The organism is Pseudomonas mediterranea CFBP 5447, from assembly GCF_000774145.1.
GTDB classification, from domain to species: Bacteria; Pseudomonadota; Gammaproteobacteria; order Pseudomonadales; family Pseudomonadaceae; genus Aquipseudomonas; species Aquipseudomonas mediterranea.
This window is the reverse complement of the sequence record NZ_KN322966.1, coordinates 177969-199570: the sequence shown is the minus strand read 5'-3', so window position 1 is coordinate 199570 and position 21602 is coordinate 177969. Positions and strand designations below refer to the sequence as shown.

The following is a 21602-nucleotide window of genomic DNA, read 5'->3' as shown; positions in this document are numbered from 1 at the left end:
GCCGTTTGAACGGAACTTCATGGAAACGTCGTGGCAACTTTCATTCCGGGAGGGTTTCCGGTTTCCAGAATTGCCTGGCCAACCAGCGGCCGATACTCAAGGCCCAGGCCAAGCATGCGATCAGTACCACCCCAAGCAACATTCCATGCACACCCCCATTGCTGATCAGCTTGCCAGCGATGAAAGGAAATCCGAACACACCAATAAAGTAGGCCAGACTAAAGAGCAGGAGTGCCTGTGCCGTCAGTCCCGGTGGCGCTTCATTGGCAGCCAGACCATTAATCACCGAATAGTTAAGGCCATAGCCGACCCCAAGCAGGGCAGCGGTCAATCCATAACTGAAACTGTCGTGGACCCACGAACCGAACCCCATTACGGCGATCAACATCAATGTGGTCAATGCGCAGGAAGTCGCGAGGGGATTACGCTTGACGACCCAGCCGGCAATCAACAAGCGACAAGCAATAGCGGCCCCCATGAACCCGACAAAAAACAGGGAGTAATCCAATCCTTGACTGGCCGCATAGCTTGTCTGAAAACTGCCCAACCCGCCGAAGATCGCGCCTCCCAAACCCACCATGAGGATGGACGACGACGAACGTGAGCGCAGTACTTCCACAGCCGATTTCAGGCCAAGCTGCACCTTATTGCCAGACCGACGCTGTGACTCGGCGAAGTCCCTTCCCAACCACCAAAAATACAAGCCACCCAGCACAGCCGAGGCTGCGGCACAGAAAAAGGCTGTCTGGACAGGCAACCCCCAGTGGCTTGCCAACTTGCCTGCGAGAGGCCCGCTGCCGATTCCGGACAACATGCTGCCTGAAAGAAGCGCAAAACAATGAGTGCGCCTGGACGGCTCGACCATGGCCGCCACCATGATTGGCCCAATCGTATAAAACAGCCCCCATCCGATCCCCAGCAACAAACCGCAAGCCAACAACCCGTTGCCAAGTCCTGACAGCAGGGCAAAGCCCAGCGAAGCAACGACCAGAAATGCTGCCGCCAGTGCCATGCACCGTGCCATGCCGATGCGCTGCATCAAATGCCCCGAGCCAACCACTGCGGCGAGCGTACTCACCATGGCAACCGCAAAGACTTGCCCGGCGTCGCGCTCGGTGCCCCCCAAAGTCGACACGAGCAACGAGACCAGGAAGGTAGCGCCGTAAGCAATAGACAGCAGGAAACTGGCTACGCAAAACAGGCCGAATCGATGGGTGGCTTTGTTATCTGAGAGAAGCGGCATCGGTATTTCTCCACGCGTGGGCCAGACCTCTATGTAGCATGGCCGCACGCGGGAATAGACATCGTGATAACGGAGTCAAGGTTAGGAAATTCGAACCATTGGGACTGCGCAGTGGCTGGACTCGCCTGATGTTGTCTGGCAAATCAGCAAGGAACCACGGTGACCATCCCTGGATTCAAGCTCCACTTCTCAGCCTATTGCTGAACGTGTTTGGACAAGGTCGCCTTGAGCGCGTCCGAGACGAGAGCAATCAGGATCGGCTGGGCGTTGGTTTGCATGTAACGACCAATCCCGGCTTGCCGCTCTTTCACTTCCGCTGCGTACTTTGAAGCGCGTCCTTGCGCAACGAGCGACGCCAACTCTTCCCCGGAGAAGGACTTCTCATAAGCTACGGCAAGGCTCTCTTCCCATTTGGGCTGGTATTGCGGCAACAACGCATTGATCTCGTCGGATAGCGCACTGTTCGCGCTGGCATTGCCAAGCTTATCGGCGATCATTGCGTAGGTTGTCGTGCTTTTCGCCGTCAGCAGTGCAAGGGAAGAGAGTTTCTTGCCCAGTCCAGTCTGGGCAACGAGCATGCGAGCCTCATTAAGCGAAGCTGCATCAGCTTGAACGGTAGTTGAGCAAGTGATTAGCAGCATCAATGCGGCCGCTGCCGATGAAATCCTGTTCATTTTTTCCATTTCCAATCGTGGAGCAATGAGGTCTAGGGTAGTTTCATCCTTGAAGCTATGCCAGAGGCCCGGCCCTGTTCAGGGCCTGAAGCAGCTTGGCCCCGTATCATCAATTTCCAGACACCAAAAACCACAAACCCCCGACTTTCTCTAGGAAAATCAGGGGTTTGCGTTAGCAGAATTTGGCGGTGAAGGAGAGATTCGAACTCTCGATACAGTTTCCTGTATACACACTTTCCAGGCGTGCTCCTTAAGCCACTCGGACACTTCACCGTGTCTCGGCAAACTGTTCAGTCTGTCGAGGCGCGCTAATGTAGTCGAAAGCCTTTCCGATGGCAAAGGTTTTTTTCAGAATTTTCATGCGGTTAAGCTGTTCCGGGATTTCAAACGCGACGGAACAGGGCAAACCGGCCAATCTCCGGTCGACATGTAGGCCGCCCGATGGATACAGCCACGGCCGCCCGGGCGGCAACGACTGTTTATACGGCCCGGGGCTGACCGGTGAGTCAGTCATGGCGCTTTACCTGATCCGCAACGGTGAGTAACGTTTGCGGCAATTCTCCTACAAGGAATGCGTCATGAGCGACCTGATTGCCTACCATCTCGAAGACGGTATCGCGACCCTGACCTTGAACAACGGCAAGGTCAACGCCATCTCACCGGACGTCATTGCCGCGTTCAACGCGGCACTGGACCAGGCGGTGGAGGATCGGGCGGTGGTGATCATCACCGGACAACCGGGGATTTTGTCGGGTGGTTATGATTTGAAGGTGATGACGGCCGGTCCCAAGGAGGCGGTAGGCCTGGTCACCGCCGGTTCGACCCTGGCCCGTCGCCTGTTGTCACACCCCTTCCCCGTCGTTGTCGCTTGCCCTGGCCACGCCGTGGCGAAAGGCGCATTCCTGCTGCTCTCGGCAGACTACCGCATCGGCGTGGACGGGCCGTTCAGCATTGGCCTGAACGAAGTGCAGATCGGCATGACCATGCATCACGCCGGCATCGAGCTGGCCCGTGATCGCTTGCGCAAATCCGCGTTCCATCGTTCGGTCATCAATGGCGAGATGTTCAATCCGCAGAGCGCCGTAGACGCGGGCTTCCTCGACAAAGTGGTGCCGGCGCAGGAACTGCAGAATGCGGCGCTGGAAGCGGCGCGCCAGCTGCAGAAAATCAACATGAAAGCGCACAAGAACACCAAGCTGAAAGTGCGCAAGGCATTGCTGGAAGCGCTGGACACGGCGATCCTGCTGGACCAGGAATACCAGGGCTAATCCCTGTTTATCCAGGACACACTTTTGTGGGAGCGAGCCTGCTCGCGATAGCGGTACATCAGCAACGTATCTATTGAATGTACCTTTGCCATCGCGAGCAGGCTCGCTCCCACAAAAGCCGAGGCCCTCTAGCCTGCGGCTCTCCCTCCGTTGAACACATGCGCTCGAACATCGCCCATCTCCTCCCTCTGTAGGGACAATTGCCGAAAACAGTGCACATTCGTACACTGCGCCACCTTTTGTCCCGGTGGGCCTGTAGATGTTGTTCGTACTGCGTATGTCGTTGATGGCTCTGCACTTTCTCGTAGCAGGTGTGCTGGGTATGATCCTCGGGCTGTGCCGGCCCTTCAACCCGGACAACAGCCGTTTATGCGCAAGGTTGTATGCGCGGCCCGCCATGTGGATTCTGGGTCTACGGGTCATGGCCGATGTCGATACGCTGCGGGATAAACCCCAGAGCTGCGTGATCATTGCCAATCACCAATCCAACTATGACCTGTTCGTGTTCGGCAACGTGGTGCCCCACCGCACCGTGTGCATCGGCAAGAAGAGCCTGAAGTGGGTACCGCTGTTCGGGCAGTTGTTCTGGCTGGCGGGTAACGTGTTGATCGACCGGAGCAATGCGATCAAGGCGCGCCGCGCCATACAGACCACGACCCATACGCTGCAGCATGAACAAACCTCCATCTGGGTGTTCCCGGAAGGCACACGAAACCTTGGCGGGGATGTGCTGCCATTCAAGAAAGGCGCCTTTCAGATGGCGATCGACGCCGGGGTGCCGATTGTTCCGGTGTGCGTCAGCCGCTACATCAAGCACATGCACCTGAACCGTTGGCACAGCGGTGACATTCTCATACAGTCACTGCCGGCGATTCCTACGCAAGGTCTGACCCTGGACGACATGCCCCGCCTCATCGCCCAGTGCCGAGAACAGATGCAGACGTGCATCGCGGCGATGGACAGCCAATTGCAGGCCGGCTGAGCGCAGCCTCTACCCACGACGGGTCTTTCTATTGGAGAACTCAGCGGATTTTGCCGACTCTCAAGCAACAGGGCGCGCTAAGCTGCACGGTGCCTGCTACTGCCATTTTCCAATAAGAAGTGAATCACCATCATGGGTAGAGTCGTTGCTGCTGCGGTCTACAGCGCCGGTAAGAAAGTCACCAATATCACCCTCGACGAAGGCAGCGCCTGGGCTGCAAAACCAGGGCACTTTGTGTGGATCGGTCTGGAAGAGCCCAGTGTCCAGGAGCTGACCAATCTGCAGCGTCAATTCAACCTGCACGAACTGGCAATTGAAGATGCCATGGAGAAGCACAGTCGCCCCAAGCTCGAGACCTTCGGCGATGCGCTGTTCATCGTCACGTACTCGCCGATACGCAAGGACGGCAAGCTGCAGTTCATCGAAACCCATATTTTCGCCGGCAAGGGCTACATCATCACCGCCCGTAATGGGCACTCGGCTTCCTACGCCTATGTCCGACAACGCTGTGAGGCGCGGCCACTCCTGCTGGAGCATGGGGAAGACTTTGTACTCTATGCCATCCTCGATTTCGTGATTGAAAACTATCAGCCCATGGGCGAAGCCATTCATAACGAGATCGATGAGCTGGAGCACCATGTGCTGTGCAGCGCCTTGAACGAACGGGACATTCAGAAACTGCACAGCTTGCGTCGCGACGTGCTGCGCCTGCGCCGCTACGCTGCGCCGATGGTGGAAATCAGCGAGGAATTGCAGAAGCTGAACTTTCCTTTCATCGACAAGAACATGCGCCCGTACTTCCGCGATGTGCAGATCCACGTCACACGGCAGATGGAAGACCTGACGACCCTGGCGGACATTGCCAGCCAGACCATCGAAGTCGGCGTGCTGCTCGAAGCGTCACGCCAGAGCGTGGTGCAGCGCAAGTTTGCGGCATGGGCGGCGATCCTGGCGTTTCCGACGGCGGTAGCCGGGATCTATGGGATGAACTTCCAGGACATGCCGGAACTGAGTTGGCACTACGGCTATTTCACGGTGCTGGGGGTGATTACCGTGGGATGCACCGCGCTGTGGGCCAGCTTCAAACGGTCGGGGTGGTTGTAGGCAGGCCTTCTCCCCATTTGCCCCAGGTACACATAACCCTGTGGGAGCGAGCCTGCTCGCGATAGCGGTGGATCAGCCAACAACAGCGCTGACTGGTAAACAGCTATCGCGAGCAGGCTCGCTCCCACATGAAAGTCTTCAGCGCTGGGTCGTTTCTGCCTGGGGTTTGTGCGCGACGAAACGCATCATCCACTCGGCCACGGTCGTGCCGTGATGTTCCTGTTCCAGGCTCGCCACGCCCTGGCTGTAGACCTGCTCGCCAAGGTGTTGCTGGCGCAGCTCCAGCAATGCACGGGAATAATCGTGGATGAATTCGGGATGGCCCTGGAAGCACAGCACCTGATCATTGATGTGGTAGGCGGCGTACGGACAGAAATCGCTGGAGGCAATGACCGTAGCGTTTTCGGGTAGCTGGGTGACCTGGTCCTGATGGCTGATCAGCAGCGTCAGTTCCTCCATTACCGGGCTCATCCACGGGGCCTTGGCTGCAAGTTTGTAGCGATGGGTGCCGACGCCCCAGCCCTGGGTCGCGCGTTCGGTCTTGCCGCCCAGCAACAACGCCAGCAACTGGTGGCCGAAGCAAATACCCAACAGCTTGTCGCCACGCTGGTAGCGCTCCAGCAGGTACTTCTTGAGGGTTTGAATCCAGGGATCGGTCCCAAAGGAATCGGCCTTGCTACCGGTCACCAGGTAGGCGTCGAACACCTCATCATCGCTCGGGTACTGCCCTTCCACGACGTTGTACACGACGAAATCGGCCGCGACCGGCTGTTGTGAAAACAGCCGCTGGAACATCTGCCCGTAACCCTGATATTGATCGACCAGCTCCGGGCGCAGGATATCGGTTTCGAGGATGCAGATGCGTAGCGACATAAAAAATACCTGACACGGTGATGGGAATATTGCACACCCAGAGCCTGCCTTGAAACACCCCTCAAAGGCAAGCCCCCCGCTGTCAGAACAACGCCTGTCTGGCGGCTTTTTCCAGCAACAGGGCCGGGGGTGAGAAACGTTCGCCATATTGCTCGGCCAGGTACTGGGCCCGGGCGACGAAGTCCCGCAGGCCGTACTGATTGATGAATTGCAACGCACCGCCGGTCCAGGTGGCGAAGCCGATCCCGAAGATCGAGCCAACGTTGGCATCGGCCGTCGACCTGAGCACGCCCTCCTCCACGCAACGCACGGTTTCCAGGGCCTGGATAAACAGCAAGCGATCGCGGATGTCCTGGGGCGGAATCTGCCTGTCGGCATCCTCGAAACGGCGTTTGAGCTCCGGCCACAGATGTTTTTGTCCACCGGCCGGGTATTCATAGAAACCGGCCCCGGCAGCCTTGCCCGGTCGCCGGTACTCCTTGAGCAACACGTCAATCACGGCGAACGCCGGATGCTCAATCGGAGTTTTCCCTTCTGCTTGAAGGTCCTTGGCGGTTTCAGCTCGGATATGACTGATCAAGCTGAGGGAAACTTCGTCGGAAACCGCCAGAGGCCCGACCGGCATCCCGGCCTTGCGGGCCTCGGTCTCGATCATCGGCGCACTCACCCCCTCACCAAGCATGGCGATGCCTTCATGGATAAAGGTGCCGAAGACCCGCGATGTGAAGAAACCGCGACTGTCGTTAACCACAATCGGCGTCTTGTTGATCTGCCGGACGAAATCGAAACCACGCGCCAGGGTTGCATCGCTGGTGTGAGCGCCCCTGACGATCTCCACCAGCGGCATTTTTTCCACCGGACTGAAGAAATGCAGGCCGATGAATTTCGCCGGGTCGGCAATCGCAGCGGCCAGGCCGGTGATGGGCAACGTCGAGGTATTGGAGGCGATCACCGCATCCGGCCCCGCTACCGCCTGGGCGGCCGCCGACACCTTGGCTTTCAGGTCGCGATCCTCGAACACCGCTTCGATGATCAGCTCGCAACCGGACAGCTCCGCATCGTCGTCAGTGGTATGAATCCGCGCCAGCGTGATTTCACCTTGCTGCGGGGTGATCTGCTCGCGGGCGACTTGCTTGTCCAGCAGCGCGGCCAAACGGGCTTTGCCCTGCTCCGCGGCAGCCAGGTCGATATCCTTGAGGACCACCTCGATCCCGGCCAGGGCGCAGACACAGGCAATGCCGGCCCCCATCATGCCAGCGCCGAGCACAGCGACTTTTTCTGTCCGGTAAGGCGCATACCCGTGTGGGCGCGCCCCTCCGGCCTTGATCTCGTTGAGCTGGAACCAGAACGTACCGATCAGATTCTTGGCGATCTGCCCCGTGGTCAATTCAGTGAAATAGCGGGTCTCGATCAGGTGCGCCGCGTCATAACCCACCTGGGCACCCTCCACCGCCGCACAGAGGATTTTCTCCGGCGCCGGCAAGCAGCCCTGGGTCCGGGTGCGCAGGATCGAAGGGGCAATCGCCAGCGTCTGCATGACACCCGGATCGGACGGCGTCCCCCCGGGAATCCGATAGCCCTTTACGTCCCAAGGCTGGACCGCGTCCGGGTTGGCGAGGATCCAGGCCCGCGCCTTGTCCAGCAGCTCATCACGATCGACCGCCAGCTCATCGATCAATCCGGCCTGCAGCGCTTGTCGAGGGCCAACCCGCTTGCCTTCGAGCAGATACGGCAAGGCCCTCTCCAGGCCAAGCAGACGCACCATCCGCACCACCCCGCCGCCGCCCGGCAACAGGCCCAGAGTGACTTCCGGCAGCCCGATCTGCACCGACGAATGATCCAGCGCCACGCGATGATGGCAAGCCAGGCAGATCTCCCAACCGCCTCCGAGCGCCGCACCGTTGATAGCGGCCACCACTGGCTTGCCCAGCATCTCGAGGGCGCGCAATTGCGCCTTGAGTCCCAGGATCATCTCGTAGAAAGCCTTGGCCTCGGGCTTGCCGACCGCGACCAACTCGTTGAGATCGCCACCGGCGAAGAATGTCTGCTTGGCCGAGGTGACGATCACGCCGGCGATCGAATCGCTTTCGGCAACCAGACGAGCCACGCAGGTGGCCATGGCCTCACGGTAAACCGCGTTCATGGTATTGGCGCTTTGGCCAGGCAGGTCCATTGTCAGGACGACAATCCGGTCCTGGCCGGTTTCGTAACGAATGGCAGCGGTCATTGAAAGGGTTCCTGGAAGTCGGCTCAAAGGCGTTCGATAACAGTGGCAATGCCCATGCCGCCACCCACACACAAGGTCGCCAGCCCGTAGCGCAGGCGACGCACCTCCAGTTCATCGAGCAGGGTGCCGAGAATGGCGCACCCCGTTGCCCCCAAGGGGTGCCCCATGGCGATGGAGCCACCGTTGACGTTGACCCTGGCGGGGTCGATGGCCATATCCTTGATGAACTTGAGCACCACCGAGGCGAAGGCTTCGTTGACCTCGAACAGGTCGATGTCCTCCACCCGCAACCCGGCCTTGGCCAAGGCTTTGCGGGTGGCCGGCGCCGGACCGGTGAGCATGATGGTCGGATCGGTGCTGGTGACGGCCGTGGCGATGATTCGCGCCCGAGGCTGCAGGCCCAGGGCGCGCCCCTTGGCTTCAGAACCGATCAGCATCAGCGCCGCGCCATCGACGATCCCGGAGCTGTTGCCGGGTGTATGCACATGGTCGATCCGCTCGACATGGTTGTAGACCCGCAGCGCCGTGGCATCGAAGCCCATCTGGCCCATGGTTTCAAAACTCGGCTTGAGCCTGCCCAGGCCTTCGAGGGTGGTGTCGACACGGATGAATTCATCGTGGTCCAACAACACGATGCCGTTCTGATCCCGAACCGCTACCAGAGACTTGTTGAAAGAGCCGTCGGCCCGGGCCCGCCCGGCTTTTTTCTGGGAATTCAGCGCGTAGGCATCGACGTCTTCGCGACTGAAGCCCTCCAGCGTGGCGATCAGGTCGGCACCGATGCCCTGGGGGACGAAGTGACCGTGCAGGTTGGATTGCGGGTCCAGCGCCCAGGCGCCGCCGTCGCTGCCCATCGGCACCCGGGACATCGACTCGACACCACCGGCCACCACCAGGTCTTCGAACCCGGAGCGCACTTTCATCGCGGCCAGATTCACCGCTTCAAGGCCCGAGGCACAGAACCGATTGAGCTGGACACCCGGAACGCTGACATCCCAGTCGGCTATCAGGGCGGCGGTTTTGGCGATGTCGGCCCCCTGCTCGCCTACCGGCGTCACACAACCGAGCACGATGTCGTCGACCTGGCGGGTGTCCAGGTCCATGCGCTGCTGCAAGGCTTGAAGCAATCCTCCCATCAGGTTCACCGGCTTGACGCTGTGCAGGGCGCCATCGGCCTTGCCCTTGCCACGGGGGGTGCGCAAGGCATCGAAAATCAAAGCTTGGGTCATGACATCCTCGAACCACGACGGATAATGCGATGCTCCAACCATAAGCCCAGCGGCCCTGGATTCAATGACCCGAGCGCTCAAGCGCGTTGACGGCCACGGTCAGACGAACGGTAGCCTGCTATCGGGTTAACCGATTCAGGAACGCAAGCTGTCTAGGTAGAGGACCCGCAAGAAGGTGGCAATAGGCCTCATAGCTTTTTTATAGCGACTTATTTGAAGCTGATACGAATTGGATCTAAGCCAATGCGGCTGCGGCCCCTAATGTAATCCTTGTACAAGAGAGTCGTCGGGTTTTGCCGAGGCGCTTGTCAGACAGGAAGTGCACTGCCAGCCGCCACGGAGTTTTGCAGGCTGGCCTCAGGAAATAACAAAAAAGGCGGGTCAGCCATGTTCAAACATTCGAAAGTTCGTCAAGCCGGACTCATTCTCTTCGCCACAACGCTGCTGTTGATTCTGCCGAATATTCCCAAGGTGATCGGCTAGGTATTGCGCGCGAGTGCCTGCATCAACAGTGAGCGGTATCGCTATCCATTGTGTCGCTAAAAAATGTGACGGGCTCGTTGTTCGAGCGGCGTTGGCTGTGCCAACCTTTGCGTCACTCTCTCGACATGGAAAGCGATCCATTGAAAGCTCTCATCCTGCTCGGGGCGTTGCTGCTCAGCACGCCCCTGTATGCCGCCCAACTGGTACTGGAGCTGGGCGCGACTGCGCGTACCTGGCACACCGAAGAACTGCTCAAGCATCCTGAAGCACAAACGATCCAGATACCCGACGACGTTTCCTACAAGAAACCGATGAGCTATCGCGCCGTGCCACTGACGGCGCTGCTGACCGGTGTCCAGCCGGATGATCACCTGCAGGCCGTGGCCCTGGACGGTTTCGCCGCCGAAATGCCCGCGGCGCCATTACTCAACAAGAACGGCGCACGCGCCTGGCTGGCCATCGAAGATCCAGCCGCACCTTGGCCATCCCTGGGAGAGGGCAAGCCCAGTGCCGGGCCTTTCTATCTGGTCTGGACCGATCCTCAAGCGGGTCATATCAGCCCGGAACAATGGCCATATGCGGTAGCGAGCATCAAGCGCATGTCAGCCGTGGCCGAGCGCTTCCCCGCCCTGCTGCCGGCGCCCAGCCTGTCCAAGGACGACCCGGTCAACAAGGGCTTCGCTGTGTTCCAGAAGAATTGCCTGGCATGCCATCGGCTCAACGGTGCCGGCGACGCACAGTTTGGCCCGGACCTGAATATTCCCTTCAACCCCACCGAATATTTCTCGGGGGATTTCCTCAAGCGCTATATCCGCGATCCCCAGGGCCTGCGTCACTGGCCCCAGGGCAAGATGCCGGCGTTTTCCGCGACCGTGCTGCCGGACTCGGAGCTGGATCTGTTGGTGGGGTATCTGAAGCATATGGCTGGGCGTAAACAGCCGTTGAGCCAATAAGACCATCCACGTGTGGCGAGAGAGCTTGCTCCCTCGCCACAGTAAGTTCCAAGCCGGTCCGCACGTCATTGCTGCTGCACCGTAATCACCGGCGCCGGCGTCACGGCCACCCTGGCCCGCATCTGTTCACCGCCGCCACGACGCAGGCCCCGTACCGGGCAGGCATCCAGGTAATCCAGGCCAACGGCCAATTTCAAGTGTCGCTCCGGACGTGACAACTGGTGGGTCACGTCGAAACTGTACCAGGCGTCGTCGAGCCAGGCTTCGGCCCAGGCGTGGCTGGCCAGGTGTTCACTGTCGCCGCTGTACACGTAGCCCGATACATAGCGTGCCGGTACGCCCAGGCTGCGGGCGCAGGCCAGGAATACGTGGGTATGATCCTGGCACACCCCGCTACGGCCGGCGAATGCCTGGGCCGCGCTGGTTTCCACTTCGGTGGAGCCAGGTGCGTAGGCCATGTGCTGGTTCACCCCGTGCATCAGGTCGATCAGCGCCGTGCGGTCACGACGCTGCCGGCATTGCTCCCGGGCGAAGGCACGAAGGGCCTCGTCCGCTTCGGTCAGCCGGGTGAAGCGCAGGAACGGCAACGCGGATTGATCCTCATGCTCGGCCTCGCGCAACGGGTCGATGTCCACCTGGCCCCGTGCACCGATGATGATCGTTTCGTGGGGCTCGTCCAGGGTAAGGACGTGGAGGATGTTGCCGTACGGATCCAACTGCGCGCGCACCGGCCTCGGCAAATCGAGCTGCCAGCTGAGCACGTGTTGGCGCTCGCTGTCGTGAGGGGTCAGGCGCAGATACTGGATACTGGCGCGAACCTGCTGTTCGTAGTGGTAGGCCGTTTCGTGGCTGATCGAGAGTCTCATATGACCTCCAGGTAAGAACTGTGGATGGCGTTGCCCAGTTCCCGAACCAGCGGAATGAATTCGGTGAGCCAGGCATGCAGGCCACCGTCGAGGATTTCGTTGATGCCGGTGTAGCGCAGCCGTGCATCCATTTCCGCCGCCAGGCGTTGTGCCAGCCGTCCGTTGGTGCCTGGCAGGCTGGCGAGGATCTGGTCGATTTCTTCGGTACAGGCCCGCAGCGAGCGCGGCACATCGGCGCGCAACAGCAGCAACTCGGCCACATGGCGAGCCCCGGGAGCCTCACGGTAGAGCTCAGTGTAGGCCTCGAAGGATGACAGGGCCCGCAACAGGGCGCTCCATTGGTAATACGCGTGGGCCGTGCCGTCGGTGATGGCGTCAGCCTGGTCGCCGGCCATTTCGTAGCGAGCATCGAGTAAGCGTAGCGTGTTGTCGGCCCTTTCGATGAACGTCCCCAGACGAATGAACCGGAATGCATCGTTACGCATGATGGTGCCGAGGTTGCCCCTCGAAACAGATGCGACCGTTCCTTGATCCACTCACAGAAGCGGCTCAGGCCGTAACGCCCCAGGCCCTGGCCGGCGATGTCACGAACCTCCAGCCAGGTGGCATTGGTGTTTTCCCACATGTCGGCGGTGATGCGACCACGCACTGCGTGGGCACTGGCCCGCGCAGCGCCCAGGCAACTGTAGATGCTGGCCGGGTTGGCGGCATCGAGGGCGAAGAAATGCAACAGTCGCTCGGCGTGCAGGTCGCCGTGCCGTTCCCGGTAATCGTCCAGGGTGCCGGTGATCATCAGGGGCATGGCCAGCTCGTGCAGGCCGTCGCCGCGACCATCCTGAGGCATCAATGACAGCGAATAACTCACATCGAGCATTCGCGCGAGATTTTCCGCCCGCTCCAGGTAACGCGACATCCAGTACAGGTCCGAGGCGGTCCTACTCAACATGGCCATTCGTCCTTCAGTCCTCGACCACCCAGGTTTCCTTTAACACCCAGCATAGTCATGGAACGTGGACATGGCCTCTGCTCGACACAGTCAGCTACAAAAAGTGAGTCATACCTGCCCGTGCTCGGCTACAGGTTGCAGACATGAAAACGGCCAACCCGAAGGTCAGCCGTTGTGCTGTGGCAGGGTATGGACATCAGGCCTGGAAGCGTCGGATTTCCTGCTTCACCCCCCAACCTTCGATAATGCCGCCCAAGGGCTCCACCACCGCTTCGAAGTCTTGCTCGAAATCTCCAATGTCATCGTAAGTGGCATACATCACCCGGCTCAGTTCCAATGACCAGGCACCGTCATCCCGTGCGCTGATCTGTGCATTCAACGACTCACCTCGAAAATGACCCGCCGCCCTGCGCGCCCGCTCCTCGTCCGGGAAAATGGCGTAGAACTCGATTGGATGGAATTGTGAGAAGTCGAACCCGCCTTCTTTCATGCGGCGCAGCACACTGGTGCTGATGTCTTCTTGATAGGCTGTGCTCATGAAACGTCCTCCTCAGATCGATGGATAGACTTTCCGTCTTCCCGTGCGGGCAACCCGTGGATTGCAAGCGGTACGGCATCAAATGACCGTCGGGACACAAGCATGTAGCTGACAAGACCGGACCTTGGCGATCCTTTCGCTGATCTCAATTGCAGAGTAGCCGCAAGTGATGGCCACTGCCAAGCGGGGCCAGGCCACGAACTTCATGAAATCGGCTTAATGTCGATGATTTCGATGCTGTGCTGGGATTTGAGATTCTTGACCGTCGGCTCGGCGGTTCGCCCTTCCAGGTCATTGAGGTCCAGCTGGGCGGGCACCGGAAGCAGTCTTTCGCGAATCAACTGTGCTGCCTGCTCCATAGTGGGCTTCTGGTCATAGTCGAACTGCTCGGCGATCGCTTCGCCGTGGTCATCAACGAACGTGATTTCCCACTTTTGCATTGGTGTCTCCTCGATCAAATCATGGCCGGGCTTACCTCTATCTCGACATTTCGGGGGGAATAATCGTTCCACCGAATACCTGGACGGCACCAACGAAAAGACCGCCTCAAGGGCGGTCTCGGTGTAGTCGTCATCAGGCCTGCCGATTACTTCTCGGCACGCTCCCTCAAGGCCTTCAAGGTGTTGAACGGAGCATCCACCACGAATTTGTTGGCCAGCCAGGACGGTACATCACCACCGGGCTCGGTGTGGACCTGATAGGTCACCTCGATCTGGTCCGCGCCCTTGGGTGTGAATTTCCAGAAACCGTCGACCTGGGCCACTCGCACAAACCCCTGCTCTTCCGGGAGGTAGGTCGGCACGCCCTTGAGGTTACGGGTCAGGCTGCCATCGGCGCCTTCGACGGTGGTGACTTGCAGCACCGAATCCCGGGACGTGACCGGCCACGGCGTATTGAACTGGGTATAGGTCCAGCTCTGGTTGCCTTCGTGCTTGAGCAGCTTCTGAGTCTTGCACTCATGGATCCAGGCACAGGCACCCGAGACATCTTCCTGCAGAGCCCGCAACTTCGTCATGGTGGTTTTCATGACGGTCACGCCGCGGTAGGCCTTGTACTTGGAGCCGGCCACTTCACTGAGGGAAACCTTGATACCGTCCTGCTCCTTGGCGACCTGCCAGTCTTCCGCCTGCGCAGTTGCGGTTGCCAGAAAGGCAGTCAAGCCACACAACACAGCCATACGATGCAGCGAACCCATAGTTTTTTTCCTTATTGTCGAAGTCCGGTCATTTGAATTTCGTCATTGGGCTTCGCATTCAGCCCTGTCCATTGACCCGTTACACCGCCGTGGCCTGCTCCCACCAGCCGATCAACCGGATGGCTTCCTCGCTGCTGTTGCCGCAGACCTCGATGTCGGCGGCGAACCCCGAGCACACCGCCGGACGTTCCGGCAGGCCGAAGATCCGGCACAAGTTATCGACCGACAATTGCACACAACGTTCTCCCGCCGGCTTGCCATGGGGCATGCCCGGGATCGACGAGCTGATGGAAGGGGCAATGCAGCAGGCGCCACAGCCTTCACGGCATTTCATGACGACAACATCCTCACGGGTAACGGCCCAATAACGGAATACAGAGTAACGGCTTAAACAACCGTTTTAAATTACCGTCTGCGTGTTTTTTCGCCCAATGGAAGATGACCGGACAGTCAGCGACGAATTGCATTCGCGCTCGAAGACTTATCGCTTGAATTCGAAATCCAGGGCCGCGCCCTCCACTTCCCGGCGCTCCGAATTACGCAGCGGCAGCTGCATTTCGTTATTCAGCAGACGGCCATTGAGCTGGAACGGGTCCGGCTTCTGCCCGAACATGGACGGCAGCAGCGGCTCACGCTTGGGTAGCGGTACCGTTCCGGGTGGTTGCAGTTTCTGAACCATATCATGGGGCAAGCTCAGATCCAGGTTGGCTGGCGGTAATGGAGTCTTGGCGACCTCATGGGCAGATTTGCTCTTGGAGGCAATGGGCGCGCGTTTCTTCTGCGAGGAAGCCGTTTTCTTGGCAGGCACCTTCGCTGCAGGCGGCTTTTTGGACACGCTTTTCGCTGGGCTTTTCGTGGCGCTGGCGGCCGGCTTCTCTTGTACCGAAGCCGCCACCACACCTCCGGCATGGAAGGCAGTCAACAGGCCGATCAAAACCCAGGTGACAGGAACAATGGCTTTCATAGATACGACGGCACTTACGGCAGAGAAGTACATGCTGGCCTGATAATCCGACGCTGACAAGCCCGTCGATCCCTACAGAAAACCGCTGGCGGTCTCCTGGCACAATTGCGTGGCCAACAACCCCAACGTCATCAAGGCCCGTTCCGCCTCGCGATTCCAAGGGATTCCGCAGTTCAGGCGAATGCAGTGGTTGAACTGCTCGGTGTTACTGAAGATCAACCCCGGCGCGATACTGATCCCCTGTTGCAACGCTCGCACGTGCAACTCCTGGGTATTGACCCGCCCCGGCAGGCTGACCCACAGGATGAAGCCGCCGGTGGGACGACTCATCTGCGTGCCTTCGGGGAAGTACTGCTGCACCGCCAACTGGAAAGCGCTGAGATTCTTGCGGTACTCCTGGCGGATATAGCGCAGATGGCGGTCGTAGCCACCGTTTTCCAGATAGGCCGCAATGCCCATCTGCGTGACGCTGCACGCCGAATGTGTACTGAACGTCTGCAGCCGCTGGATCTCCTGCTGGAACTTGCCGGCGATCATCCAGCCGATGCGTACACCCGGCGACAACGTCTTGGAAAAACTCGAACAGTAAATGACCCGGTCCAGCCGATCATAAGCCTTGAGTGCTTTGGTGCGGCCCTGCTCGAACATCAGCTCTCCGTAGATGTCATCCTCGACAATCTGAATGTCGAAATCCGAAGCCAGGCGCAACAGTTGCTTCTGTCGCTCCTCGGGCATGGTACCGCCCAGGGGATTGCTCAGCCGCGTCGTCAGCACCAGCGCCTTGATCGACCATTGGTTGGCCGCCAGTTGCAGGGCCTCCAGGCTCATGCCGGTCACCGGGTCGCTGGGGATTTCGATGACCTTGAGGCCCAACAGATCCGCCAGTTGCAGCAAACCGTAGTAAGTCGGCGATTCGGCGGCGATCAGGTCCCCTGGGCGGGTCAGTACCCGCAGGGACATTTGCAGCGCATCGACGCAACCGTGGGTAATCACCACCTCGGAAGGGTCCACCACGACACCGGCATCGCGCATGCGAATCGCCACCTGGCGACGCAACGGTTCGAAACCCGGGCTGAACATATAGCTGAACGCCCGCGGGCTGTGGAAACGCGTGACTTTGGCCAATTGCTGATGCAGTGCCCGTACAGGCAGGTAATCCACACTCGGCACCGCCGCGCCCAATGGAAATACCCCTTCGCGACGGGACTCGACCAGTACCTGCTGGATGATGCTGCTGCGCGTGACCAACCCCGGCCGCTCGACCCGGGCGATATCCGGGGTCGGTGCCGTCAGCGCCGGCGTCTGGTGCACGTAATAGCCAGATTGCGGCCGCGCACGAATCAGCCCCTGATCCTCAAGGTTGGCGTAGGCCTGCAACACCGTCGCATGGCTGACATTGAGCTGCGAACTCATCTTGCGCACCGACGGCACGCGTTCGCCGGGCTGATACACACCCCGGCGGATGTCTTCGGCCAGTTGCTGAGCAATACGTTGGTAGAGCAAGAGGTTGGTCATGACGCAGCACTCGATTTCACGGGCATGTTGTTCTTGTAGGAAACGATACCGGAACAGTTTAGAAGTGTACGGGGACAGTTGCCAGATTACTCGACCATACAGTGCAGTGACAGCCCCAACTGTGCGCGAGTGATGAACCACGAGCACAAAAAAACCCGGCGCTCCCAAGAGGCCGGGTTTTCCAGTGACGCAGCCCTTAGCGAGCAGCGCCGAGCTGGCCCTTCTCATCGGAGAACACGATTTCAACCCGACGGTTCTGCGCCCGGCCACGCTCGGTGGCGTTGACGTCCACCGGGAACTCGTCGCCGTAGCCTTCGACCTGGATACGCTTGTCATCGATTCCCAGGTCTATCAGCACATCCGCCACCGCCTGCGCGCGGTCCCGGGACAGCTTGAGGTTCTCCTGCTTGCCGCCAGTGCTGTCGGTATAGCCTTCGATGCGCACCACCCGCTTGGGGTTGAGCTGCAGGAACTGCACGATCTTGAGCACGACCCGGTTGGCCGAATTCTTCAACTCAGCCTCGCCGGTATCGAACAGCACATCACCGAGGGTCATCACCAGGCCGCGATCGGTCTGGGTGGTGGTCATCTCCATGATCTGCTCTTCCAGCCATTTGCCCTGTTGCTGGACACTGAGCAACTTGGATTCGCGCAAGGCCAGTTGCAGGCGCTGGCGCTCCAGTTCGAGCTTCGCCGCGCGCTCTTCGTTGAGCACCTGATTACTGTGCTCCCGGGCGATTTCACTGTAGCGCTGGCTGAGGTAGGCGTAGTGCAATACATCCTCGCCGCTGCCCCAGTAGCTGGACAGGCGATCGGCCCGAGCCAGCGACTCGCCGGCGCGAATCACATCCCTGGGCGCTGCGCGCAGGACGTTAGCGTCTTCCTTCACTTTCTGGAAATCGGTACTGGCTTTTTCCAGTGCCGCCTCACTGCGCTGACCCGCGCAGCCATACAAGCTGGCCAGGCCCGCCAGGATCAAACCACCCAACACATGGGAGTGCTTCATTGGGCATCCTCCCTCAGTTGTTTGCGCAAGCGCTTGATGCGGGTGTCGAGCACGTTCAGTTGCTCCTGGCTCTTGAGCGTCAGCACCTTCGCCTCGGCCAGACGTGCGTCCAGCTCGGCCTGCTCGGCACGCATGCGTGCCTTCTTGTACGATTCATCGGCCATGTTGGATTTGGCGCGGGCGAACTTTTCTTCCGCCAGCTTCAATTCGGGTACTTCGTCGGCGCTGGCGCCCACGGCCCGGGCTTGTTCCAAGGCCTGTTCAGTCAGGCGGATCTGTTCATTCGGCGCCGGATCGGCTGCGCAGCCCGCCAGAGCCAGAACGGCCAGGGCAGCGAAAAGAGGTCGAATAGTCACTAATGTTCCCTACTGTTTTGGGGCGCCGACAGGTGGCTGCAACTGTGTGTTCCAACGCTCGAGATTGCGCTGCAACACAGCCTCCGTCAGGCCGGACGCGGCCAATTCTGTCATCTTTTGCGCCAGCTGTCCGCGCAACCATGGGTCGTTGCAGGCGGAGTCATGGGAAACCGCGAGGAACAGTCCCGGTTTATCCACCGGTTGCGGAGCCGCTTGCAGGTCGTTCGCCATCCCCAGTGTCTGCGCCATTGCCAGGCCCGAGTAGCGCCCGGCGAGGACATATTCCACCTCCCCCAGCAGCAATTTCTGAAAGGCCTGGGTCAGGTTGGAGGTGCGGACCAGGGTCAATTTCTGCTCGGCAAAAAGACCGAATTCCTGGGTCATACGAGCCTTTTCCGACAAGGCTCCGGGATGACCGTGCAGATCCTCGGGCCGATTGACGACCAGTGGAGAATCCTTGCGGGTCCAGACCAGGTAATCGTTCTCCAGCACGGGGGGATGAACATAATCCAGGGAATCGAGCCCGGTCGGCGTCAACGAGGCATCGGCGAGCAGGTCCATGCGCCCGCTGCGCACTTCATCCAGTGCCTGGGCGCGCTTGCCGGCGTAAAGCAATTCGACCTTGATGCCCAATTCTCCCGCCACTTGGGTCAGCAAGTCGGCGCTGGCGCCGATCAAGTGTTTGGGATCCTGGGGGTCTTGCCAGAGGTAAGGCGGCGCATCGGGGCTGCCGGTGGCGATCAGGCGTTCGCACTTGCCGGCGGCGACAGCCAGGCCCGGTATACCCGCCAACGCCCACAGCAACGACCAGCCAGCCAAACGGCGAAGATCCATGGCGTTACGCTCCCCTCGAAAATGCAGACAATAAAAAGCCCGGCCTGAACCGTATCGCGGTCATTCAAGGTGAATGGAATCCGTGGCGAGGGAGCTTGCTCCCGCTGGGCTGCACAGCAGCCCTTTTGTGAGCGCTTCGCACTCAAGCGGGAGCAAGCTCCCTCGCCACAATGATTCAGACAAACCTTAAATGAACGGCACTACGGTCAAAGCCGGGCTCTTTATAAGTGAAGAGACCGGATTAGACCAGCTTCTCCAACTCAGGGACTGCTTCGAACAGGTCCGCCACCAGGCCGTAATCAGCCACCTGGAAGATCGGCGCTTCTTCGTCCTTGTTGATCGCGACGATCACCTTGGAGTCCTTCATGCCGGCCAGGTGCTGGATCGCACCGGAGATACCGACGGCGATGTACAGCTGTGGCGCAACGATCTTGCCGGTCTGGCCGACCTGCATGTCGTTGGGTACGAAACCTGCGTCGACCGCTGCGCGGGAAGCGCCGACGGCAGCGCCCAGCTTGTCGGCCAGGGCGTACAGGTGCTTGAAGTTGTCACCGTTCTGCATGCCGCGGCCGCCGGAAACGACGATCTTGGCAGCAGTCAGCTCAGGACGGTCGGACTTGGCCAGTTCTTCGTTGACGAAGCTGGAAATGCCGGCATCGTGGGCAGCGCCTACGGCTTCGACAGCGGCCGAACCACCTTCGGCGGCAACCGGGTCGAAACCGGTGGCGCGGACGGTGATGACCTTGATCGCAGCGGTCGATTGCACGGTGGCAATGGCGTTACCGGCGTAGATCGGACGCTGGAAGGTGTCGGCGCTTTCCACCGAGATGATCTCGGAGATCTGGTCGACGTCCAGGGCAGCGGCAACGCGCGGCAGGATGTTCTTGCCGTTGGACGTAGCGGCAGCCAGGATGTGGCTGTAACCCTTGCCCAACTCGGCTACCAGTGGCGCAACGTTTTCCGGCAGCTGGTGAGCATAGGCGGCGTTGTCGGCCGACAGCACTTTGGCCACGCCGGTGATTTTCGCGGCGGCTTCAGCCACGGCGCCAGCGCCCTGGCCTGCAACCAGAACGTGGATATCGCCACCGATTTTGGCAGCGGCAGCAACGGTGTTCAGCGTGGCCGGAGCCAGCGCCTTGTTATCGTGTTCGGCGATGACGAGGATAGTCATGTTCAGGCTCTCCAATTCAAAGCACCTTCGCTTCGTTTTTCAGTTTCTCGACCAGTTCAGCCACCGACTTGACCTTGATGCCCGCGCTGCGTGCAGCCGGCGCTTCGACCTTCAGGGTCTTGTTGGTGGAGGCGGTGGAAACGCCCAAAGCGTCAGGAGTCAGCACTTCAAGCGGCTTCTTCTTGGCTTTCATGATGTTTGGCAGGGACGCATAGCGCGGCTCGTTCAAACGCAGGTCGGTGGTGACGATGGCCGGCAGTTTCAGGGAAACGGTCTGCGCACCGCCGTCGATTTCGCGAGTCACGGCAACGCTGTCGCCGGACACTTCGACCTTGGAGGCGAAGGTGCCCTGGCCGTAGCCGCTCAATGCCGCGAGCATCTGGCCGGTCTGGTTGTTGTCGCTGTCGATGGCTTGCTTGCCGAGGATCACCAGCTGTGGCTGTTCCTTGTCGACAACGGCCTTGAGCAGCTTGGCCACGGCCAGGGAAGTCAGCTCTTCGGCGGACTCGACGAGGATGGCGCGATCGGCACCCAGCGCCAGCGCCGTGCGCAGTTGCTCCTGGGCGGTGGTCGGACCGATGGAGACGACGACGATTTCAGTCGCCACGCCTTTTTCTTTCAGGCGTACGGCTTCTTCCACGGCGATTTCGCAGAAAGGGTTCATCGACATCTTGACGTTGGCGAGGTCGACGCCGGAGTTGTCCGCCTTGACGCGAACCTTGACGTTATAGTCGACCACTCGTTTGACAGCTACAAGAACCTTCATGGATTCCTCGTTACTCTCCGGTGAAAAGAAAGTCGCCTAGGCGAACCTGGCGGTTGATGCTCATGGGCGCAAGGGCACCTCTAAAAACGCCGGCATGAACCACACATGACTCTTGCTCACGGAGTGAAGACCTTTCGTCGATGGTGACCGATGAGTCATTCATTATCGCGGCGTGTAAACTGCGCGTCCAAACACGCAATACGTCACTTTGTGCTGCCTTCGCCCTGTCTTTAGAGGTGCTCTTGAAACCAACAGTCAGCCTACGGCGAGCGCAAAACCGCCCGTATCTTGACCGGAACGCCTATTCCGGTCAATACGGCAAAATGGCCAGTCATAAGCCGCACGTCGGTGATTTATCTGGGCTGCGGCTATTTCAAACAAACGTTTGTATTGGACCCTGAGAGTGGTG

At 59.7% G+C, this 21602-nt stretch carries 22 protein-coding genes, 1 tRNA gene and 1 pseudogene; 4 read left to right on the top strand and 20 right to left on the bottom strand.

Annotated features, from left to right (window positions below; translation table 11 throughout):
* Positions 1–40: 40 nt before the first annotated feature.
* From N005_RS02760 to N005_RS28700, 4 genes are all read right to left on the bottom strand, one after another.
* Positions 41–1243, bottom strand: a complete 1203-nt coding sequence (locus tag N005_RS02760; protein WP_047699182.1) for an MFS transporter — start codon at positions 1241–1243, stop codon at positions 41–43.
* A gap of 194 nt (positions 1244–1437) precedes the next feature.
* Positions 1438–1926 carry a hypothetical protein gene (locus N005_RS02755; protein WP_144402615.1) on the bottom strand — a complete coding sequence of 163 codons (489 nt, stop codon included), beginning with the start codon at positions 1924–1926 and terminating at the stop codon, positions 1438–1440.
* A gap of 174 nt (positions 1927–2100) precedes the next feature.
* Positions 2101–2190: transfer RNA gene (locus N005_RS02750), tRNA-Ser, on the bottom strand.
* Complete coding sequence (locus N005_RS28700; RefSeq protein WP_144402614.1) at positions 2186–2431, bottom strand: hypothetical protein; 246 nt, start codon at positions 2429–2431, stop codon at positions 2186–2188. Before N005_RS28700 ends, N005_RS02750 begins: the two co-directional genes overlap by 5 nt.
* Before the next feature lie 64 nt (positions 2432–2495).
* Between N005_RS28700 and N005_RS02745 the strand changes: the two genes are divergently transcribed.
* The 3 genes from N005_RS02745 (at position 2496) to N005_RS02735 (ending at position 5271) form a co-directional block, all read left to right on the top strand.
* Positions 2496–3185 carry a crotonase/enoyl-CoA hydratase family protein gene (locus tag N005_RS02745; RefSeq protein WP_047699180.1) on the top strand — a complete coding sequence of 230 codons (690 nt, stop codon included), beginning with the start codon at positions 2496–2498 and terminating at the stop codon, positions 3183–3185.
* 259 nt (positions 3186–3444) lie between these two features.
* Positions 3445–4167 (top strand): 1-acylglycerol-3-phosphate O-acyltransferase, encoded by a 723-nt coding sequence (locus N005_RS02740; RefSeq protein WP_047699178.1) that lies wholly within the window; start codon positions 3445–3447, stop codon positions 4165–4167.
* 132 nt (positions 4168–4299) lie between these two features.
* A complete protein-coding gene (locus N005_RS02735) occupies positions 4300–5271 on the top strand; it encodes a magnesium and cobalt transport protein CorA (RefSeq protein WP_047699176.1) in 972 nt (323 codons plus the stop codon).
* A gap of 138 nt (positions 5272–5409) precedes the next feature.
* Here N005_RS02735 and N005_RS02730 read toward each other — a convergent pair whose 3' ends face one another.
* From N005_RS02730 to N005_RS02720, 3 genes are all read right to left on the bottom strand, one after another.
* Positions 5410–6144 carry an amidotransferase gene (locus tag N005_RS02730; protein ID WP_047699174.1) on the bottom strand — a complete coding sequence of 245 codons (735 nt, stop codon included), beginning with the start codon at positions 6142–6144 and terminating at the stop codon, positions 5410–5412.
* An 82-nt stretch (positions 6145–6226) separates the two neighbouring features.
* Positions 6227–8371, bottom strand: a complete 2145-nt coding sequence (locus N005_RS02725) for a 3-hydroxyacyl-CoA dehydrogenase NAD-binding domain-containing protein (protein WP_047699172.1) — start codon at positions 8369–8371, stop codon at positions 6227–6229.
* Positions 8372–8394: 23 nt separating this feature from the next.
* Entirely contained in the window at positions 8395–9600 is a 1206-nt protein-coding gene (locus N005_RS02720) for an acetyl-CoA C-acetyltransferase (RefSeq protein WP_047699170.1), read from the bottom strand.
* Positions 9601–10208: 608 nt separating this feature from the next.
* Here N005_RS02720 and N005_RS02715 point away from each other — a divergent pair.
* Positions 10209–11036: a c-type cytochrome gene (locus tag N005_RS02715; RefSeq protein WP_047699168.1), complete on the top strand. Its 828-nt coding sequence runs from the start codon at positions 10209–10211 to the stop codon at positions 11034–11036.
* A 65-nt stretch (positions 11037–11101) separates the two neighbouring features.
* Here the strand turns inward: N005_RS02715 and N005_RS02710 are convergent, their stop codons facing one another.
* The 13 genes and pseudogenes from N005_RS02710 to N005_RS02650 all read right to left on the bottom strand — a co-directional run bounded on the left by N005_RS02710 (position 11102) and on the right by N005_RS02650 (position 21193).
* On the bottom strand, positions 11102–11902 hold the full coding sequence (locus N005_RS02710; RefSeq protein WP_047699166.1) for a transglutaminase family protein: 801 nt from the start codon (positions 11900–11902) through the stop codon (positions 11102–11104).
* Positions 11899–12848: pseudogene (locus N005_RS02705) on the bottom strand (alpha-E domain-containing protein). The gene N005_RS02710 and the pseudogene N005_RS02705 overlap by 4 nt, the downstream one beginning before the upstream one ends.
* 196 nt (positions 12849–13044) lie before the next feature.
* Complete coding sequence (locus N005_RS02700; protein ID WP_047699165.1) at positions 13045–13386, bottom strand: ribonuclease E inhibitor RraB; 342 nt, start codon at positions 13384–13386, stop codon at positions 13045–13047.
* 203 nt (positions 13387–13589) lie between these two features.
* A complete protein-coding gene (locus tag N005_RS02695) occupies positions 13590–13826 on the bottom strand; it encodes a hypothetical protein (protein ID WP_047699163.1) in 237 nt (78 codons plus the stop codon).
* Between the two features lie 146 nt (positions 13827–13972).
* On the bottom strand, positions 13973–14581 hold the full coding sequence (locus N005_RS02690) for an START domain-containing protein (protein ID WP_047699161.1): 609 nt from the start codon (positions 14579–14581) through the stop codon (positions 13973–13975).
* Positions 14582–14660: 79 nt separating this feature from the next.
* Positions 14661–14915 carry a YkgJ family cysteine cluster protein gene (locus N005_RS02685; protein WP_047699159.1) on the bottom strand — a complete coding sequence of 85 codons (255 nt, stop codon included), beginning with the start codon at positions 14913–14915 and terminating at the stop codon, positions 14661–14663.
* A 147-nt stretch (positions 14916–15062) separates the two neighbouring features.
* Positions 15063–15545, bottom strand: a complete 483-nt coding sequence (locus tag N005_RS02680; RefSeq protein WP_047699157.1) for a hypothetical protein — start codon at positions 15543–15545, stop codon at positions 15063–15065.
* Positions 15546–15617: 72 nt separating this feature from the next.
* Positions 15618–17060 carry an aminotransferase-like domain-containing protein gene (locus N005_RS02675; RefSeq protein WP_024776873.1) on the bottom strand — a complete coding sequence of 481 codons (1443 nt, stop codon included), beginning with the start codon at positions 17058–17060 and terminating at the stop codon, positions 15618–15620.
* 196 nt (positions 17061–17256) lie between these two features.
* Positions 17257–18066 carry an OmpA family protein gene (locus N005_RS02670; RefSeq protein ID WP_047699155.1) on the bottom strand — a complete coding sequence of 270 codons (810 nt, stop codon included), beginning with the start codon at positions 18064–18066 and terminating at the stop codon, positions 17257–17259.
* A complete protein-coding gene (locus N005_RS02665) occupies positions 18063–18422 on the bottom strand; it encodes a DUF4398 domain-containing protein (RefSeq protein WP_047699154.1) in 360 nt (119 codons plus the stop codon). Before N005_RS02665 ends, N005_RS02670 begins: the two co-directional genes overlap by 4 nt.
* A gap of 9 nt (positions 18423–18431) precedes the next feature.
* On the bottom strand, positions 18432–19256 hold the full coding sequence (locus N005_RS02660; protein WP_047699152.1) for a substrate-binding periplasmic protein: 825 nt from the start codon (positions 19254–19256) through the stop codon (positions 18432–18434).
* 241 nt (positions 19257–19497) lie between these two features.
* Positions 19498–20427 (bottom strand): electron transfer flavoprotein subunit alpha/FixB family protein, encoded by a 930-nt coding sequence (locus N005_RS02655; RefSeq protein WP_047699278.1) that lies wholly within the window; start codon positions 20425–20427, stop codon positions 19498–19500.
* 16 nt (positions 20428–20443) lie between these two features.
* Entirely contained in the window at positions 20444–21193 is a 750-nt protein-coding gene (locus N005_RS02650; protein WP_047699150.1) for an electron transfer flavoprotein subunit beta/FixA family protein, read from the bottom strand.
* Between the last annotated feature and the right edge of the window lie 409 nt (positions 21194–21602).

What these genes read in the sequence shown, in the direction of transcription:
- N005_RS02745 (WP_047699180.1), top strand. Translation starts at nt 2,496, where the DNA reads ATGAGCGACCTGATTGCCTACCATCTCGAAGACGGTATCGCGACCCTG.
- N005_RS02675 (WP_024776873.1), bottom strand. Translation starts at nt 17,060, where the DNA reads ATGACCAACCTCTTGCTCTACCAACGTATTGCTCAGCAACTGGCCGAA.
- N005_RS28700 (WP_144402614.1), bottom strand. Translation starts at nt 2,431, where the DNA reads ATGACTGACTCACCGGTCAGCCCCGGGCCGTATAAACAGTCGTTGCCG.
- N005_RS02720 (WP_047699170.1), bottom strand. Translation starts at nt 9,600, where the DNA reads ATGACCCAAGCTTTGATTTTCGATGCCTTGCGCACCCCCCGTGGCAAG.
- N005_RS02715 (WP_047699168.1), top strand. Translation starts at nt 10,209, where the DNA reads ATGGAAAGCGATCCATTGAAAGCTCTCATCCTGCTCGGGGCGTTGCTG.
- N005_RS02695 (WP_047699163.1), bottom strand. Translation starts at nt 13,826, where the DNA reads ATGCAAAAGTGGGAAATCACGTTCGTTGATGACCACGGCGAAGCGATC.
- N005_RS02700 (WP_047699165.1), bottom strand. Translation starts at nt 13,386, where the DNA reads ATGAGCACAGCCTATCAAGAAGACATCAGCACCAGTGTGCTGCGCCGC.
- N005_RS02755 (WP_144402615.1), bottom strand. Translation starts at nt 1,926, where the DNA reads ATGGAAAAAATGAACAGGATTTCATCGGCAGCGGCCGCATTGATGCTG.
- N005_RS02690 (WP_047699161.1), bottom strand. Translation starts at nt 14,581, where the DNA reads ATGGGTTCGCTGCATCGTATGGCTGTGTTGTGTGGCTTGACTGCCTTT.
- N005_RS02650 (WP_047699150.1), bottom strand. Translation starts at nt 21,193, where the DNA reads ATGAAGGTTCTTGTAGCTGTCAAACGAGTGGTCGACTATAACGTCAAG.
- N005_RS02670 (WP_047699155.1), bottom strand. Translation starts at nt 18,066, where the DNA reads ATGAAGCACTCCCATGTGTTGGGTGGTTTGATCCTGGCGGGCCTGGCC.
- N005_RS02730 (WP_047699174.1), bottom strand. Translation starts at nt 6,144, where the DNA reads ATGTCGCTACGCATCTGCATCCTCGAAACCGATATCCTGCGCCCGGAG.
- N005_RS02735 (WP_047699176.1), top strand. Translation starts at nt 4,300, where the DNA reads ATGGGTAGAGTCGTTGCTGCTGCGGTCTACAGCGCCGGTAAGAAAGTC.
- N005_RS02725 (WP_047699172.1), bottom strand. Translation starts at nt 8,371, where the DNA reads ATGACCGCTGCCATTCGTTACGAAACCGGCCAGGACCGGATTGTCGTC.
- N005_RS02660 (WP_047699152.1), bottom strand. Translation starts at nt 19,256, where the DNA reads ATGGATCTTCGCCGTTTGGCTGGCTGGTCGTTGCTGTGGGCGTTGGCG.
- N005_RS02760 (WP_047699182.1), bottom strand. Translation starts at nt 1,243, where the DNA reads ATGCCGCTTCTCTCAGATAACAAAGCCACCCATCGATTCGGCCTGTTT.
- N005_RS02740 (WP_047699178.1), top strand. Translation starts at nt 3,445, where the DNA reads ATGTTGTTCGTACTGCGTATGTCGTTGATGGCTCTGCACTTTCTCGTA.
- N005_RS02685 (WP_047699159.1), bottom strand. Translation starts at nt 14,915, where the DNA reads ATGAAATGCCGTGAAGGCTGTGGCGCCTGCTGCATTGCCCCTTCCATC.
- N005_RS02655 (WP_047699278.1), bottom strand. Translation starts at nt 20,427, where the DNA reads ATGACTATCCTCGTCATCGCCGAACACGATAACAAGGCGCTGGCTCCG.
- N005_RS02710 (WP_047699166.1), bottom strand. Translation starts at nt 11,902, where the DNA reads ATGAGACTCTCGATCAGCCACGAAACGGCCTACCACTACGAACAGCAG.
- N005_RS02680 (WP_047699157.1), bottom strand. Translation starts at nt 15,545, where the DNA reads ATGAAAGCCATTGTTCCTGTCACCTGGGTTTTGATCGGCCTGTTGACT.